The 15,165-nt window shown below is 48.9% G+C and carries 16 protein-coding genes and 1 pseudogene; 12 read left to right on the top strand and 5 right to left on the bottom strand.

Going from position 1 to position 15,165, the window contains the following annotated elements; genetic code table 11:
- Positions 1–31: 31 nt before the first annotated feature.
- Entirely contained in the window at positions 32–790 is a 759-nt protein-coding gene (locus ETV65_RS12545) for a DeoR/GlpR family DNA-binding transcription regulator (protein ID WP_129953163.1), read from the top strand.
- A 73-nt stretch (positions 791–863) separates the two neighbouring features.
- On the opposite strand, the gene speD is transcribed toward ETV65_RS12545, so the two are convergent.
- The 3 genes from speD to ETV65_RS12530 all read right to left on the bottom strand — a co-directional run bounded on the left by speD (position 864) and on the right by ETV65_RS12530 (position 3,124).
- Entirely contained in the window at positions 864–1,658 is a 795-nt protein-coding gene (gene speD / locus ETV65_RS12540) for an adenosylmethionine decarboxylase (protein WP_129953162.1), read from the bottom strand.
- Positions 1,659–1,686: 28 nt separating this feature from the next.
- On the bottom strand, positions 1,687–2,562 hold the full coding sequence (gene speE, locus ETV65_RS12535; RefSeq protein WP_129953161.1) for a polyamine aminopropyltransferase: 876 nt from the start codon (positions 2,560–2,562) through the stop codon (positions 1,687–1,689).
- A gap of 214 nt (positions 2,563–2,776) precedes the next feature.
- On the bottom strand, positions 2,777–3,124 hold the full coding sequence (locus tag ETV65_RS12530; RefSeq protein ID WP_013576967.1) for a YacC family pilotin-like protein: 348 nt from the start codon (positions 3,122–3,124) through the stop codon (positions 2,777–2,779).
- Between the two features lie 208 nt (positions 3,125–3,332).
- On the opposite strand from ETV65_RS12530, the gene cueO reads away from it, so the two are divergent.
- The 11 genes from cueO to tssD all read left to right on the top strand — a co-directional run bounded on the left by cueO (position 3,333) and on the right by tssD (position 12,418).
- On the top strand, positions 3,333–4,937 hold the full coding sequence (gene cueO, locus ETV65_RS12525; protein ID WP_129953160.1) for a multicopper oxidase CueO: 1,605 nt from the start codon (positions 3,333–3,335) through the stop codon (positions 4,935–4,937).
- Between the two features lie 259 nt (positions 4,938–5,196).
- Positions 5,197–5,745, top strand: coding sequence for a PTS glucitol/sorbitol transporter subunit IIC (locus ETV65_RS12520; RefSeq protein WP_129953159.1), 549 nt, complete (start codon positions 5,197–5,199; stop codon positions 5,743–5,745).
- 47 nt (positions 5,746–5,792) lie between these two features.
- On the top strand, positions 5,793–6,782 hold the full coding sequence (locus tag ETV65_RS12515) for a PTS glucitol/sorbitol transporter subunit IIB (RefSeq protein ID WP_129953158.1): 990 nt from the start codon (positions 5,793–5,795) through the stop codon (positions 6,780–6,782).
- Positions 6,783–6,791: 9 nt separating this feature from the next.
- The gene (gene srlB, locus ETV65_RS12510) at positions 6,792–7,154 is read left to right on the top strand and encodes a PTS glucitol/sorbitol transporter subunit IIA (RefSeq protein ID WP_129953157.1); all 363 of its coding nucleotides are present in this window, start codon (positions 6,792–6,794) and stop codon (positions 7,152–7,154) included.
- Between the two features lie 22 nt (positions 7,155–7,176).
- Positions 7,177–7,956 (top strand): sorbitol-6-phosphate dehydrogenase, encoded by a 780-nt coding sequence (gene srlD / locus ETV65_RS12505; protein ID WP_129953156.1) that lies wholly within the window; start codon positions 7,177–7,179, stop codon positions 7,954–7,956.
- Between the two features lie 52 nt (positions 7,957–8,008).
- Positions 8,009–8,371, top strand: a complete 363-nt coding sequence (gene gutM, locus ETV65_RS12500) for a transcriptional regulator GutM (RefSeq protein WP_129953155.1) — start codon at positions 8,009–8,011, stop codon at positions 8,369–8,371.
- A gap of 79 nt (positions 8,372–8,450) precedes the next feature.
- Entirely contained in the window at positions 8,451–9,224 is a 774-nt protein-coding gene (locus ETV65_RS12495) for a DNA-binding transcriptional repressor (RefSeq protein WP_129953154.1), read from the top strand.
- Positions 9,217–10,182 carry an arabinose-5-phosphate isomerase GutQ gene (gene gutQ, locus ETV65_RS12490; RefSeq protein WP_129953153.1) on the top strand — a complete coding sequence of 322 codons (966 nt, stop codon included), beginning with the start codon at positions 9,217–9,219 and terminating at the stop codon, positions 10,180–10,182. Before ETV65_RS12495 ends, gutQ begins: the two co-directional genes overlap by 8 nt.
- 111 nt (positions 10,183–10,293) lie before the next feature.
- Complete coding sequence (gene hpt, locus ETV65_RS12485; RefSeq protein ID WP_129953152.1) at positions 10,294–10,830, top strand: hypoxanthine phosphoribosyltransferase; 537 nt, start codon at positions 10,294–10,296, stop codon at positions 10,828–10,830.
- Between the two features lie 429 nt (positions 10,831–11,259).
- The gene (locus ETV65_RS12480) at positions 11,260–11,619 is read left to right on the top strand and encodes a tlde1 domain-containing protein (RefSeq protein ID WP_129953151.1); all 360 of its coding nucleotides are present in this window, start codon (positions 11,260–11,262) and stop codon (positions 11,617–11,619) included.
- A gap of 307 nt (positions 11,620–11,926) precedes the next feature.
- Entirely contained in the window at positions 11,927–12,418 is a 492-nt protein-coding gene (gene tssD, locus ETV65_RS12470; protein ID WP_129953329.1) for a type VI secretion system tube protein TssD, read from the top strand.
- A 987-nt stretch (positions 12,419–13,405) separates the two neighbouring features.
- On the opposite strand, the pseudogene ETV65_RS12460 reads toward tssD, so the two are convergent.
- Positions 13,406–13,688 (bottom strand): annotated as a pseudogene (locus ETV65_RS12460) (transposase); the annotation flags it as partial.
- A 611-nt stretch (positions 13,689–14,299) separates the two neighbouring features.
- Entirely contained in the window at positions 14,300–14,755 is a 456-nt protein-coding gene (locus tag ETV65_RS12455; RefSeq protein ID WP_129953149.1) for a DUF5680 domain-containing protein, read from the bottom strand.
- Between the last annotated feature and the right edge of the window lie 410 nt (positions 14,756–15,165).

Raw genomic sequence — 15,165 nt, 5'->3', positions numbered from 1 at the left:
CGTCAGTGGCGCAGAGCAAAAAGGAATCACGTTGACCGGACAAAGCCGCCTCGATCAGATTATGGATTATCTGAAAAGCCATAATCTGGTCACCGTAGAACAACTGGTTGCCGCCATTGCGGCATCTCCGGCGACTATTCGCCGCGACCTGATAAAACTGGATGAACAGGGCGTGATCAGCCGCAGTCATGGCGGTGTGACGCTCAACCGGTTTATTCCCAGCCAGCCGACCACCAATGAAAAACTGCAGCGCAGTTTGCAGGAAAAGCAGGCCATAGCAGAAGTCGCCGCTGCGATGGTGAAACCGGGGGACGCTGTGGTGCTGGATGCGGGTACCACGATGCTGGAACTGGCGCGTAACCTGACGCATTTGCCACTGCGGGTGATCACCGCCGATCTGCGTATCGCGCTGTTTTTATCAGAGTTTAAGCAAATTGAAGTCACGATTATCGGCGGACGTATCGACGACAGCAGTCAGTCTTGTGTTGGCGAACATGGCCGTCGTTTGTTGCGCAGCGTTTACCCTGACATTGCTTTTGTCAGTTGCAACTCGTGGAGTCTGGATAAGGGCATCACCACGCCGACGGAAGAAAAAGCCGGGCTGAAGCAGGATCTGGCGGTGAATGCACGTCGCCGGGTGTTGCTGGCCGACAGCAGTAAATACGGTGCGTACTCGCTGTTTTGCGTCACGCCGCTGGCTGAGATGACGGATATTATTACCGATAAAGGGCTGAACCGGGATATTCAGCAGGCACTGGGCGAACAGCCCTTTACGCTGACACTGGCCTGATTTATTACCCCCGCCAAAACCAAAAAGGCCGGACATTGTAAACATGCCCGGCCTTTTCTTTATTCGGCCCTGATCAGACTGACGGAAGATTGCGACCGTAATAAATTTCCTGCATTTCTTTGTACAACAAATCGGTGATTTCCTTGCGTTCTGCGGCACTCAGTTCTTCCGGTTTGGCATTAAACAAATAATGCTTCAGATCGAATTCTTTCAATAACATCTTGGTATGAAAGATATTTTCCTGATACACGTTGACGTCCATCATGTCGTACAGCGCTTTTATATCCTGCGACATGAAGTTCTGAATCGAATTAATGGAATGGTCGATGTAATGCTTAACGCCGTTCACGTCACGGGTGAAACCACGCACACGGTAGTCGATAGTGACGATATCCGATTCAAGCTGATGAATCAGGTAGTTCAGCGCTTTCAGTGGTGAAATCACCCCACAGGTCGAGACTTCGATGTCGGCGCGGAAGGTGCACAGGCCCGCTTCAGGATGGCTTTCCGGATAGGTATGCACGCAGATATGGCTCTTATCCAGATGCGCGACCACCGAATTCGGCAACGGGCCCGGATGCTCAGTGTTATCCACATCACGGGGATCCACCGGCTCTTCGCTCACCAAAATCGTGACGCTGGCACCCTGTGGTTCGTAATCCTGTCGCGCTACGTTGAGAATATTGGCACCGATAATGGAGCAGGTTTCGGTGAGAATTTCCGTCAGACGGTTGGCGTTATATTCTTTGTCAATGTAGGCAATATAGCCGTCACGATCATCTGCGGTTTTGGCGTAGCAGATATCGTAGATACAAAAACTCAGGCTTTTGGTCAGGTTGTTGAAACCGTGCAGTTTCAGCTTTTGCAATTTAGTTCACCCCCTTATGGATGCGGTATCAGCGCGCGGCTGACAGGGCATTCAGTAAATATTGCGGCAGGGCAAAGCTGCCATGATGAATCGCCGGATTGTAATAACGACAGGTGATGTCTGCGGCGTCAAAACGCGCCTGCAAGGTGTGGTTATCCATCTGGCGATATTCCGGGCTGTTTGTCGCCCAGGCGAAGGTCATGATGCCACCGTAATAAGTCGGGATCGCAGCCTGATAGAAACTGACATCACTGAAGTAATGACTCAGTTTGGTGTGGCTGTTCACCGCTTCATCCTGCTGGAGGAAACACACGCCATTTTGTGCCACAAAAATGCCGCCCGGATTGAGGCAACGGGCACAACCTTCGTAGAACGCCGACGTAAACAGGCTTTCGCCGGGACCGATAGGATCGGTGCAGTCGGAGATGATCACATCGAAGGTTTCAGCACTCTGATTAACGAAGTTCACACCGTCGTCGATCACCAGTTTGAAACGCGGATCATCATACGCACCGGCATTATGGTTGGGCAGATACTGGCGGCAAAACTCCACCACACCGGCATCAATTTCCACCATCGTGATCGCTTCCACGCCTTTATGGCGGCACACTTCGCGCAGCATGGCGCCGTCACCGCCGCCAATGATCAACACCTTTTTAGCGTGGCCGTGGGCGAACAAAGGCACATGGGTCAGCATTTCATGGTAAATGAATTCATCACGCTCAGTGGTTTGCACCACGCCGTCGAGTGCCATGACGCGACCCAGCGCCGCGTTTTCGAAAATGACCAGATCCTGGTGATCGGTTTTTTCACGGTATAACTCTTTATCGACGCTAAAGTACTGACCAAAATGATCGTGCAGCGTCTCATACCATATTTCTTTGGATGACGAGTTCCGGGACATGTCGTTGTTTCTCCTGATCAATCGCAGCCATAAAAATGGGCGCACATGATAGCTAACTCTGCCTGTCCATGCACGGTTGAATTTCAGACAGGTGAATGTAGGTTAAGTGTAGACGAGGCTGGTGTGGCGCGAAAAGTTGGGGAAAGCGGGGGAAGGGAACAGGCTCCGGCATCACAATGACGGAGCACACGGCTGAAAAACTGGCTGACGGAATTCAGTTGGTGTAGGCCAGTAAACTCAGCGAGTCACGCGCCAGAGACTTACATTTTGTCGGTTTAGGCACGGCGATCCCGCTCAGATCACGGTAGCTTTCTTCGCCCATCGACTGCATGTTAAAGCTGTTGTAATTGCTCAGATCCCAGCGGTTTTGCTGTGCGAAAAATACGATAGCCCGTTTGATTTGGGTATTCGGCAGTTGTTCGTAACCGCAGTTATTTTTCAGATAAACGAAGACGGCCGTCAGGTCCGCCAGATCTTCCGCTTCGGATTCACTCAGCGCCTGACTGGCGGAGGAGAAACCGAGCAGCGACAGTAATAACAAACACAGTGTTGTTTTTTTCATGGGTGTGTTCTTGTTCTTGTAGATTGAAAGTCAGGAAGACTTGGCTCACAGGCAGTTAAAAGGACGTTACCATATTTGCGCTGAGCGGCACCAAATTTCTTTTGCCGCGAAGGCGCTTGACCTTCCCCTTAGGGGAAGGGGTAGGCTGTTGTACTATTATGGCACGTTTGCGCCATCCGTCTGGTCACCCCCTCATAAGGACTGAAAAATGAACCGTCGCGATTTCGTGAAGTGGACGACCCTGATGGGCGCTGCCACTACGCTGCCTGGCTGGAGCCGCTTCGCGCTCGCTGCAGACCGCCCGGCATTGCCTGTTCCTGCATTACTTGAACCGGATATCCACAGCGCCATTACGCTCACATTACAACGCGGCCAGAGCCAGTTTCTGCCCGGTGTGAACACCGAAACCTGGGGCATAAACGGTAATCTGCTCGGCCCCGCGCTGCGTATCCGTCGCGGTAAACCGGTCAGTGTCACCATCAATAACCGGCTGGATGTGGCCAGCACCGTTCACTGGCACGGGCTGGAAATTCCCGGTGATGTGGATGGTGGTCCGCAAGGTCTGATCGGACCCGGTGAGAATCGCAAAGTCAGTTTGCAACTCGATCAGCCCGCGTCGACCTGCTGGTTTCACCCGCATCCGCATCAGACCAGCGGTTATCAGGTGGCGATGGGGCTCGCCGGGCTGGTGCTGATTGAAGATGAAAGCAGTGATCTGTTACAAATCCCGAAACGTTGGGGCGTGGATGATATTCCGGTCATTTTGCAGGATAAGCGCTTAAACGATGCCGGTAAAATCGATTATCAGATGGACGTCATGACTGCCGCCGTCGGCTGGTTTGGGCAGCACATGCTAACTAACGGCGCGGTGTATCCGCAGCACGGGATCTCCCGTGGCTGGGTACGTTTTCGTTTACTCAACGGTTGTAATGCCCGCTCACTGCATATCGCCACCAGCGATCAACGGCCAATGTATGTCATCGCCAGTGACGGCGGTTTCCTGCCTGAGCCGGTGAAAGTCAGTGATCTGCCGTTACTGACGGGCGAGCGTTTTGAAGTGCTGATTGATTGCAGCGACGGCAAAGCGTTTGATCTGGTCACGTTGCCGGTGAAGCAGATGGGCATGACGCTGGCACCGTTCGATAAACCATTGCCAGTGTTGCGTATTCAGCCGACTTTGACTCAAAGCGGCAGTGCATTGCCGGACACGCTGGTGCCGTTGCCCGCGCTGGTGTCAGTCGATAATCTGCCGACCCGCTGGCTGCAACTGATGATGGATCCGCAGCTCGATCAGCAGGGTATGGCGGCGCTGATGAAACGGTACGGACACAATGCGATGGCCGGAATGCGCATGGATCATGGCGGGGATGAGATGGCAGCCATGCCGGGAATGTCTGATTCTGCCCACGACGGGCAGGGTGGCATGGCCGGTACGGACATGGGTAAATCATCCCCGGGTTACGATTTCATGCAGGGCAATAAAATTAACGGTAAAGCCTACGACATGAACGTTCCTGCTTTCGATGTGAAACAAGGCCGGTATGAGAAATGGACTATCTCGGGCGAGGGCGACATGATGCTGCATCCTTTCCATATCCACGGCACACAGTTCCGTATTCTTTCTGAAAACGGTCAGCCCGTGGCGGCCCATCGTCAGGGCTGGAAGGACATCGTGCGCGTTGAAGGTGCCCGCAGCGAAGTGCTGGTGCGTTTTAACCATCTTGCCGGTAAACAACATGCCTACATGGCGCACTGCCACCTGCTTGAACACGAAGATACCGGCATGATGCTTGGCTTCACAGTATCAGCGTAATCCGTATAACTGCTTTTCTTTCTGTAATTTCTTAAAAATCAGCGGGCCGGAGCCATTATCCGGCCCGCCCCTTTCCGTATCTTCCCTCGTCCCTGTCTTTACCTGTGCGCTCTCATGATTTTCAATCTTTCAAATTGAAAGATTAAACTTTCAAAATGTGATAAATATATAATTAATATAAATTCATAATGATTATATTTCCTGCGTGGAGTGACAAAACATGAAAGCTTAAACCCACGTATCCCTACAGGAGAAGATGATGATTGACGTAATAACGCACGGTGCCGGGTGGTTTATCGGCCTGTTTCAAAAAGGAGGAGAAGTGTTTGTCGGGATGGTCACCGGCATTCTGCCTCTCCTGATTAGTTTGCTGGTGGTCATGAACGCGCTGATCGTTTTTGTCGGACAGCGACGGATCGAACGTCTGGCGCAGCGCTGTGCCGGTGATCCGGTTTCACGGTATTTGCTGTTACCGGTGATTGGCACCTTTGTTTTCTGTAATCCGATGACCCTCAGTCTTGGCCGTTTTATGCCTGAAATCTACAAACCCAGTTATTACGCTGCTGGCTCTTACAGCTGCCATTCCATGAACGGCCTCTTCCCGCACATTAACCCCGGTGAGTTGTTTGTGTATCTCGGCGTTGCCAGCGGGCTGACCACGCTGGGATTACCGCTCGGACCGCTGGCCGTCAGTTATTTCCTGGTCGGCATGGTGACTAACTTCTTCCGCGGCTGGGTCACGGATCTCACCACACGCATCTTTGAACGCAAGATGGGCATTCAGCTTGATCGTGAGGTTCGGCTGTAATCAGCGTCAATTCTAATCAGGTCAAATTCTAAAAAGCGGAGCAGAAAATGAGCGTTACGATTCGCATTAACCGGGGTGAAGGTGGCTGGGGTGGGCCGTTGTTGATTGACGCGGTGCCCGGCAAAAAAGTGATGTATATCACGGCGGGCACGCGCCCGGCGATCGTCGACAAGCTGGCAGAACTGACCGGCTGGGAAACGGTAGACGGTTTTAAAGAAGGTGAACCACCAGCAGAAGAAATCGGTGTGGCGGTGATCGACTGCGGCGGCACGTTGCGCTGCGGCATCTACCCAAAACGGCGCATCCCGACCGTTAATATCCATTCGACCGGTAAATCAGGCCCGCTGGCACAGTTTATTACCGAAGACATTTATGTTTCCGGTGTCCGTGAGCATGACATCGTGCTGGAAAATGCAGACGCCGCTGAACCGGCCACGGTGGCGGCTAAACCCGCACCGGCTGGGGCAGGGCGTGATTACGACACCACAAAAAAAATCACCGAACAGAGCGACGGCCTGCTGGCGAAAGTCGGTATGGGCATGGGCTCCGGCGTGGCCGTTTTATTCCAGGCCGGGCGCGACACCATCGATACCGTGCTCAAAACCATCCTGCCGTTTATGGCCTTCGTGGCGGCGCTGATCGGCATCATTATGGCCTCGGGTCTGGGCGATCTGGTGGCGCACGGGCTGACGCCGCTGGCGAAAAGCCCCGTCGGGCTGGTGTTGCTGGCGCTGATCTGTTCCTTCCCGCTGCTTTCTCCTTTCCTCGGCCCCGGCGCGGTGATCGCCCAAGTCATCGGTGTACTGGTCGGGGTGCAGATCGGGCTGGGCAATATCCCGCCACATCTGGCACTGCCTGCACTTTTCGCCATCAACGCTCAGGCGGCGTGCGATTTCATTCCTGTCGGGCTTTCATTGGCTGAAGCCAAACAAGACACCGTGCGCGTCGGTGTGCCTTCGGTGCTGGTCAGCCGTTTTCTGACCGGTGCGCCGACGGTACTTATCGCCTGGGCCGCTTCCGCTTTCATTTATCAGTAAGGAGTCACTGTGCAAACCATTTATCAAACCACGATTACGCAAATCGGCGACTTCGCCCGTGAAGCCTTAACCGACCAGATGCTGATCACCTTCCGTGAAGGTGCGCCGGCGGATATTCAGGATTATTGCTTCATCCACCGGCACGGGGACATGCAAGGGGAACTGCACCGTGGTGCGTACATGGAACTGGCAGATGTGCGTTATCCGGTGACTGCCGTGGGAGAGGTGGCAATGCAAAATTTGCGTGAACTGGGGCATATCACTTTGCGTTTTGACGGCAGTGCCGAAGCGGAATTTCCCGGCAGCGTACATGTAAAAGGCACCGCGCCCGACGATATTCCGCTGGGCAGCGTATTGAAATTTATCGATTAACTAGCAGAGTCAGGAGTCAGTAATGGAACAGGTTGCAGTCGTGATCGGCGGGGGGCAGACGCTGGGCGCATTTCTCTGTCAGGGGCTGGCTGAATCCGGCTATCGCGTGGCGGTGGCGGATCTGAATGAGGAAAATGCTGCCTCCGTGGCAGAGCAGATTAACCGGCAGTTTGGCGGGGAAAGGGCATTCGGGTTTGCTGTTGATGCTACCCGTGAAGCCAGCGTAGTCCGGCTGGCGAAAGCGGTGGATCAGACGTTCGGCAAGGTCAGTTTGCTGGTGTACAGCGCGGGGATGGCGAAGGCATCGCCGATCACGGATTTTGCCCTCAACGATTTTGACCTCTCGTTGCAGGTCAATCTGGTGGGGTACTTCCTCTGTGCCCGGGAGTTTTCCCGTCTGATGATCCGCGACCGTATTCCGGGACGCATCATCCAGATCAATTCTAAATCCGGCAAAGTGGGCAGCAAACATAATGCCGGTTACAGCGCGGCCAAGTTCGGCGGCGTGGGGCTGACGCAGTCTCTGGCGCTGGATCTGGCGGAATATGGCATCACCGTGCATTCACTGATGCTGGGCAATTTACTCAAATCGCCGATGTTTCAGTCATTATTGCCGCAGTACGCCAAAAAACTGGGCATTCAGGCCGACGAAGTCGAGCAGTATTACATTGATAAAGTGCCGCTCAAACGCGGGTGTGACTATCAGGATGTGCTGAATATGCTGCTGTTTTATGCCAGCGATAAAGCCTCTTATTGCACCGGTCAGTCGATCAATATCACTGGCGGTCAGGTGATGTTCTGATGTGTTCCGCCTCTGTTTACAGGGGCGGATTTTTGACATAAAGGAGAAGATAATGACCCCGACTTCGGCATTAATACTCTGTGCGGTACTGGCCTGGGTGGCACAAATCGCGCTCGGCTGGTGGCAGTTGCAGCGCTTTAACCGGGCATTTGACAGGTTGTGTATGCAGGGAAAGGTGGGCATCGGGCGTTCCGGCGGACGTTTCAAGCCGCGAGTGGTACTGGCGCTGGCTTTCGATAAACAGGAAAAAGTCTGTGACGGATTTTTACTGCGCGGCCTGACAATTTTCGCCCGTCCTCAGCCGGTCACGACGCTTAAGGGCATGAGCCGGGAACAATTGATGTCAGGTGTGATCTTCCCGAAAGATCCGAATATTCAAACTGCACTATCATTAGCGATTGAACCGAAATCATGATATTTTCACTTTAAAAGCTATTATCTTTCAAAAAGAATGATAGCTGTGAATTTATCTTAAAATTTGAGCGAAAATCGTGATGAAACCTAAGCAACGGCAGGCGGCGATACTGGCGCATTTGCAGCAATTTGGAAAAACGGCGGTGGACGATCTCGCCGCGCATTTCGCCACAACCGGCACCACTATCCGCAAAGATCTCACCCTGCTGGAGGAAGAGGGCGCAGTGATCCGCACTTATGGCGGTGTGGTGCTCAGTCGTGAAGAAGGCGACCAGCCTATCGACCGTAAAACCCACATCAATACCGGCAAAAAACTGCGTATCGCCCGCGCAGCTATCGGGGAGATCCAGGACGGCGACTCGCTGATTTTTGATGCGGGCAGCACCGTGATGCAGATGGTGCCTTTCCTCAGCCAGTTTAATAACATTACGGTTATGACCAACAGCCTGCATATCGTCAATGCGCTGGTCGAGCTGGATAATGACCAGACCATTTTGATGCCGGGCGGCACCTACCGCAAAAAATCCTCTTCCTTCCACGGCAGTCTGGCCGAAAGCGCGTTTGATAAATTCAATTTCGATAAGCTGTTTATCGGTGCTGATGGTGTCGATCTGGATGGCGGCGTCACGACATTCAACGAAGTTCACGGTGTCAGTCAGGCAATGTGTAAAGCGGCTGAACGTATTTTCCTGCTGGTGGATTCATCAAAATTTGGTCGTAAAAGCCCGAATGTGGTGTGCCATTTAGGTAAGGTCGATACGCTGATCACGGACAGCGGGCTTAGCAGCCAATACCGTGATGCCATCGAAAAATTAGGGATCCGCATTATTCTGGTCGGGGAAGACGATGAGTGACGCATTACTGAATTACGCCCGTGAAACGCTGGAAATTGAAATTGAAGAAGCCCGCCGGTTACTGACGCGTCTGGATGATAATTTCCTCTGCGCCTGTCGCTTGTTGCTCAATTGCACCGGCAAAGCCGTCGTTTCCGGCATGGGAAAATCCGGTCATATCGGCAAAAAAATTGCTGCTTCACTGGCCAGTACCGGCACACCGGCGTTCTTTGTGCATCCTGCCGAAGCATTGCACGGCGATCTGGGTATGATCGGCAGCGAAGATGTGCTGATTTTTATCTCTTATTCCGGCCGGGCAAAAGAGCTGGATCTGATCCTGCCGTTGCTGAAAGAAAACCGAACCCGCCTGGTTGCCATCACCGGCGGCAAAGACTCTCCGCTGGCGCTGGCGGCAGATTGTGTACTGGATATCAGTGTCGAGCGCGAAGCCTGCCCGATGGGGCTGGCACCGACCTCGAGCGCGGTGAATACCTTAATGATGGGGGATGCGCTGGCGATGGCACTGATGCGGCATCGCGGTTTTGGCGCAGAAGACTTTGCCCGTTCCCATCCCGGCGGCAGCCTGGGTGCGCGGTTGCTGAACCGCGTACATCACCTGATGCGCACCGGCGATCGTCTGCCGGTGGTGGACAGCCGGAAAAATGTTATGGATGCGATGCTGGAACTGAGCCGCACCGGTCTGGGTCTGATCGCGGTATGTGACGCCAGCCTTCACGTTGCCGGTGTGTTTACCGATGGTGATTTGCGCCGCTGGCTGGTCAAAGGCAATAGCCTGAACGATCCGCTGGTCAGCGCCATGAGCCGTCCGGGATATCTGCTTCCGGCGCAATGGCGGGCTGGTGAGGCGCTTGAAGCACTGCATCAACAGCATATCAGCGCCGCGCCGGTGGTCGACAGCGAAGGCGTGCTGGTCGGCGCGATCAACCTGCATGACCTGCATCAGGCCGGGATCGGCTGACACCAGCGTTACCCATCAACCGGTTCTTTGATATAATCCATTCCACTATATGGTCGCTGTTTTTCTGAAAAGCAGCGATAAATATTCTTAAATCAGGTGGCTAGTCTTTATATGAAACATCGTGTTGACGTCATGATTTCCGAGCAGGAAGTCAAAACCCGAATTGCCGAATTGGGCCGTGAAATCACCGACCACTACCGCGACAGCGGCAGCGAAATGGTGCTGGTGGGATTGCTGCGCGGTTCCTTCATGTTCATGGCTGACCTGTGTCGCGCCGTAGATGTGCCGCATGAAGTGGACTTCATGACCGCCTCCAGCTACGGCAACGGCATGTCCACCACCCGCGACGTTAAGATCCTTAAAGATCTCGATGAAGATATTCGCGGTAAAGATGTGCTGATTGTTGAAGACATCATCGATTCCGGTAACACGCTGAGTAAAGTACGTGAAATCCTGCAACTGCGCGGTCCGAAATCCCTGGCCATCTGTACCCTGCTGGATAAACCTGAACGCCGTGAAGTGGACGTAAAAGTGGAATACGTGGGTTTCCCGATCCCCGATGAATTCGTTGTCGGCTATGGCATCGATTACGCCCAGCGTTACCGCCATCTGCCGTATGTCGGCAAGGTTGTGATGCTCGACGAGTAGTGATTAGCTACCCGATTTAGCTATTTCCGGCGAGGGTAACAGTGAATTTAAATGAAAACGGCCTTCAGATTTGGAGGCCGTTTTTTTAATTGCTTAAAAAACAAATAATATATTTAGCTAATCTATTTTCATTCCATAAACATAAAATTGAAATCCATAGGGTTTAAGTATAAGTTATTTTTAATGATCACATACATCATTATAGTTTTGTATAAGCTCTGGTTTTTAATGGAACGAATAATGAAAAGATGTTTGTCAGAGATGAAATTATAAATAAATGATAATCTTCTGGAAGATTAACGACATCAATATGAATGATGCATGAGACGATTTTATGGGTCATGCCGATAGTTTATATTCATGATATCTATGATTGTTTCATAAAGTCTCAAAAAAATCACCATGATTAACCAAACAAGGATGGATATCATGACATGGGAATATAATCAAAGTACCGGGGAGTTGAGCCATAACGGACAACTTTTTAGGCATGGCTATAGCGGACATAGTGCAGGGATAAATAATCCAGCTATGGAGTCTGTGAGCAGTCAGGGTCCAATCCCAAAAGGTTATTATCGTATAACTGGAGCACATAATACCGTTACGCCTGTCACCATCATATTGGAACCTATTTTGGGGACTAATACATATGGGCGAGACCTGTTCAGAATCCATGGCGGTTCAAGGGGAGGCGGACGCAATGCATCGAATGGTTGCATCATCATTGATGGCGTAAGTAATCGTGAACAAAACATGAATAGCGATGACACGATTCTGGTGGTCAGATGATGAAAATTTTACTGTCTTTTTTATTAATGTTTTCATTTTCGGTAGCCGCCACGATGCAAAAAACTTCCATGCAGTTAACTCATCAGATAAAAAATCAGGGTGCTCTCCCTTCTTAAAGGTGGGGCTTTACCCTTCAGTACCGATAATGTATGTGCTTTACCCTTTTATAGCATCAAAGAACCGGAATTTAACCAATATGTCGTTGATGCAATTCAGGCTCTTTATAAGGTTCCGAACAGCAAAGCGTGTATCGATACTATTGTAAATACTATCGGACAATCAAATGGATTTATAGATGACAATTAATATGGGCATTCCTGTTTATATGTTTTTGTATGATGATGGCGGCAATATTATTAAGGGTGGCGTTGACATTCGAGGCCGTGAATACAGTGTGGAAGTGTTAGGACTGCATCACAGTGTACATATACCAACCGATAACCCTAACGGTAAGTTCACCGGAACCTGCCAGCACCTTCCATTCCTGATAGAAAAAGAAATCGATTCATCTTCCCCCTATCTCTACAAAGCGCTTTCTACGGGGCAAACGCTGACGCGTGTGGAACTGAAATATTATCGAATCAACGATGCAGGGCAAGAGGTGGTATATTTTACTATTCTGCTGGAAAACGTGAGAGTCGTTAACCTGATGCCCGTGATGTTTGATATCAAAGATCCCGCGAAAGAAAGATTTAATCATATGGAAATCGCAGAATTCCGTTATGAGAAAATCACCTGGAAGTATGTGGATGGTAATATCCAATACGCAGATGCCTGGGATGAAAGGGCGACGGCATAGTTAGTGTGCAGATAATGGCGTAAAAACTACGCGAAAAACCTCCTATTCTTGGACTTAAGTTAGGATATTAATCAATTAAATTAAATGGTTTTTATTTCAGTAACCATGCATTGACCATATCGACATTCTCCTTCAATGTAAAACATCCTTGCGGGTACTGCATGCAGTACCCTCCATAAACCCAGGGTTGGAATTCACTTACATTACAAAAAATATTTTAAACTAAATCAGAGGGTTCTTTTTCCTCCAAATGAAATTATCCCTATTTTTTATTCTGAAAAATAACCATGGTATAACCCAGGCGAGTAAAAATAAAGGTATCGCTAAAATGACAGAGAGATTAACAAGATTATAGATTTGGTAGAGTAACAGAACTAAAAGAGCGGAAAGAGAAATCAGGATGATTCGCAAATATAGAATTAATTTCCTCGTAGGTCTGTCAATATAGGCCATGATTATTTCAGCACCACAATAAGGACATAGGGTACTGTTTTTCTCTAATTTACTCTCACAAAACCCGCATATGGCATGCTCATCAATAGGATTGCTTTTCACGTAAACCTCTCGAACTAACTTTTGCTGTGTATGAATTATTGCTAAATATTATTTTATTTTAATTATTCTAATTGCTACTCTTTAATTCAATTGTACTTTACATAACTTCTTTTGAAATTTGCAAGGGGATTTTTTACCAACCTTAAGTGAATATGTAAGGGTTTTGTTCGTTTTTGGTGATGACTTTTCTGGCTAAGATTTTTCTTATTTTAAAATTTTAGATATAACCCTTGTTCTAACATGATAAAGAGTTTTTAAATATAAATTGTAACTAAGAGGTTTCCTAGTGAAGGCGCTTTATGAAATTTTTGTTTTGTAATAATTACTCAGGGTTTTATTTATGATGAGTTTTTCTGACAGATACAAGTGGTGCAAATGCGGGGCGTAGAGTCAGACATCTACAGGTTTGTACAGTACCGGAGAGACGCGCATCAGTTTCAGCAGACAGTAAATCCGGTGTATGCGTTTGTATTTCCAGACATGCCCCTGCCTGTGAAGCACCTGGCAAAGCTTCTTAAAGCCGTAGCGCGGATAACGTTCGGCCATCTCTGTCAGCACCTGGATCACCGATGCATCCCGCCATATTTCGCCTTCCGGCTGTAATAACGTGAAGGCGAAATATGGCCTTGCTGCAGATGTCTTTGACGGTGCGCCCGGCTTTTACAGATTTCAGAATGGAGATGGTCTGATACCCGGTGAAGCGAATTTTACGTATGGTGGCCTCCTCAGGGAACATAATCAGTATGCCGGAACATCTCTAAAAGAGAATGGCGCGGATTGCAGGGATACTTACACATGACCATCTCAGCGCCTACTTCCATGATCCTGTATTGAACAAAAGTGACGCGTGTGGGTATGCCAGAAAGTGTACCGATTGTTTTAGGAAGTGGCTGACAGGGGATTTGTTATCTAAATCTGATTTATTCAACAAAGCCGCTCACTTTTTCTCTTAGGATACTTTTGCCTCATATGAAGGTTTTAAAAAAGGGCGGGTAGTCTGCTTTTTCACACAGGAACGAGCCGAGCAACAGAGTGGAACTTCATCAAAGTAAAAAATAGAATTCATCCATTTCTGAAGTCAACACAGAATCAGAAAAAATACTCGTTTAAATATGGGTGTGGTGGCTGTAGCAAGCGAGGAAGAATAGTGTATTCGAGCCGGTGAAGATATGCTAAAAGCTCGGACATTGGCTCATCCAGTGAGCCTCGATTAGGCAGTTACGCTATGGCATATCCAGTAACTGTTCCTTTGAATATTTATTTCCCCCGTAAGACGCCAGATTGTTGTCAGAAGTAATATAGCCTAACCTTATTGATGGGGGGCGATTATACTAACATTCCTCCTGATAAAATTAAATTGTAATATGTTTCATCATTAAATTGTATTGTTTCTTGCCCCTGGAATTTTTGGATAGAACCAAAAAGAGTATTGGAATAAACGAAACCCGAAGATTCATTTTCTCGGGGCCCTCTGATAGGATAGAGTTCATCTGCAAGCCCTTGATTTTTCATTGATAAAACTTTCATTTTGCGAATGGTTCTTTCATCAATTCTATCATTGGTTGCACCACCTTGATACTGCATAACCCATATGGGGAATTTTTTAAATGAAATGATTACTTGCCCGTAAATACTCCTCCCCTCCGTAAAGTAATTTCTATAGGTATAGCCACCATCATTATACTCAATGATTTTCATATCACCCCCTGTTAATGAATTTATAATTACATTTTCAGGGTTTCTATAAAGAAAACGATTTGCTTTTATTAAAAACTCTTCCATTTACACTCTCGAAATTTTAATCTCATGCAGATAATAAGTCCTTAGAATTGTCAATGTATTAAAAAGATATGAAATTTAAAAATAATTATCATTGATAAAGGTTTTTTTATAAATATGTCGAAATTTTAGCTTCCCATGAAATTTTAACGTCAATTATGAGAGTCCGTATTACTCATGATGCTAACTGTGCATGAATAACCTTAGAAAAACCTTAAGAACAGAGTTTATTTGAAGCTTTTTTTACGAAATTAATCTAAATAATACATCTCATTACTAATAATTCCTTATGTATTCAATTTTTCAATTATTCCTATGGCTGGATACAAGCTTTTAGCACCATTCCTGGCTTTGTTGAATAAATTGGACTTTTGGCCGCAATCAGGATCAGATCATTCATGATGACCTGCTCC

It is taken from the genome of Rahnella sp. RFA10(1/100) (assembly GCF_004195115.1).
In the GTDB taxonomy this organism is placed as follows: domain Bacteria; phylum Pseudomonadota; class Gammaproteobacteria; order Enterobacterales; family Enterobacteriaceae; genus Rahnella; species Rahnella perminowiae.
Note: the sequence above shows the minus strand (reverse complement) of the source record. Positions and strands in the feature narration are given on the sequence as shown.

Bases quoted from the DNA above. Each gene is read 5' to 3' on its own strand.
- gutM (WP_129953155.1), top strand. From the start codon at position 8,009: ATGACCCCGACTTCGGCATTAATACTCTGTGCGGTACTGGCCTGGGTG.
- hpt (WP_129953152.1), top strand. From the start codon at position 10,294: ATGAAACATCGTGTTGACGTCATGATTTCCGAGCAGGAAGTCAAAACC.
- gutQ (WP_129953153.1), top strand. From the start codon at position 9,217: ATGAGTGACGCATTACTGAATTACGCCCGTGAAACGCTGGAAATTGAA.
- ETV65_RS12515 (WP_129953158.1), top strand. From the start codon at position 5,793: ATGAGCGTTACGATTCGCATTAACCGGGGTGAAGGTGGCTGGGGTGGG.
- cueO (WP_129953160.1), top strand. From the start codon at position 3,333: ATGAACCGTCGCGATTTCGTGAAGTGGACGACCCTGATGGGCGCTGCC.
- tssD (WP_129953329.1), top strand. From the start codon at position 11,927: ATGGGCATTCCTGTTTATATGTTTTTGTATGATGATGGCGGCAATATT.
- ETV65_RS12495 (WP_129953154.1), top strand. From the start codon at position 8,451: ATGAAACCTAAGCAACGGCAGGCGGCGATACTGGCGCATTTGCAGCAA.
- ETV65_RS12530 (WP_013576967.1), bottom strand. From the start codon at position 3,124: ATGAAAAAAACAACACTGTGTTTGTTATTACTGTCGCTGCTCGGTTTC.
- ETV65_RS12455 (WP_129953149.1), bottom strand. From the start codon at position 14,755: ATGGAAGAGTTTTTAATAAAAGCAAATCGTTTTCTTTATAGAAACCCT.
- speE (WP_129953161.1), bottom strand. From the start codon at position 2,562: ATGTCCCGGAACTCGTCATCCAAAGAAATATGGTATGAGACGCTGCAC.
- ETV65_RS12480 (WP_129953151.1), top strand. From the start codon at position 11,260: ATGACATGGGAATATAATCAAAGTACCGGGGAGTTGAGCCATAACGGA.
- ETV65_RS12520 (WP_129953159.1), top strand. From the start codon at position 5,197: ATGATTGACGTAATAACGCACGGTGCCGGGTGGTTTATCGGCCTGTTT.
- srlD (WP_129953156.1), top strand. From the start codon at position 7,177: ATGGAACAGGTTGCAGTCGTGATCGGCGGGGGGCAGACGCTGGGCGCA.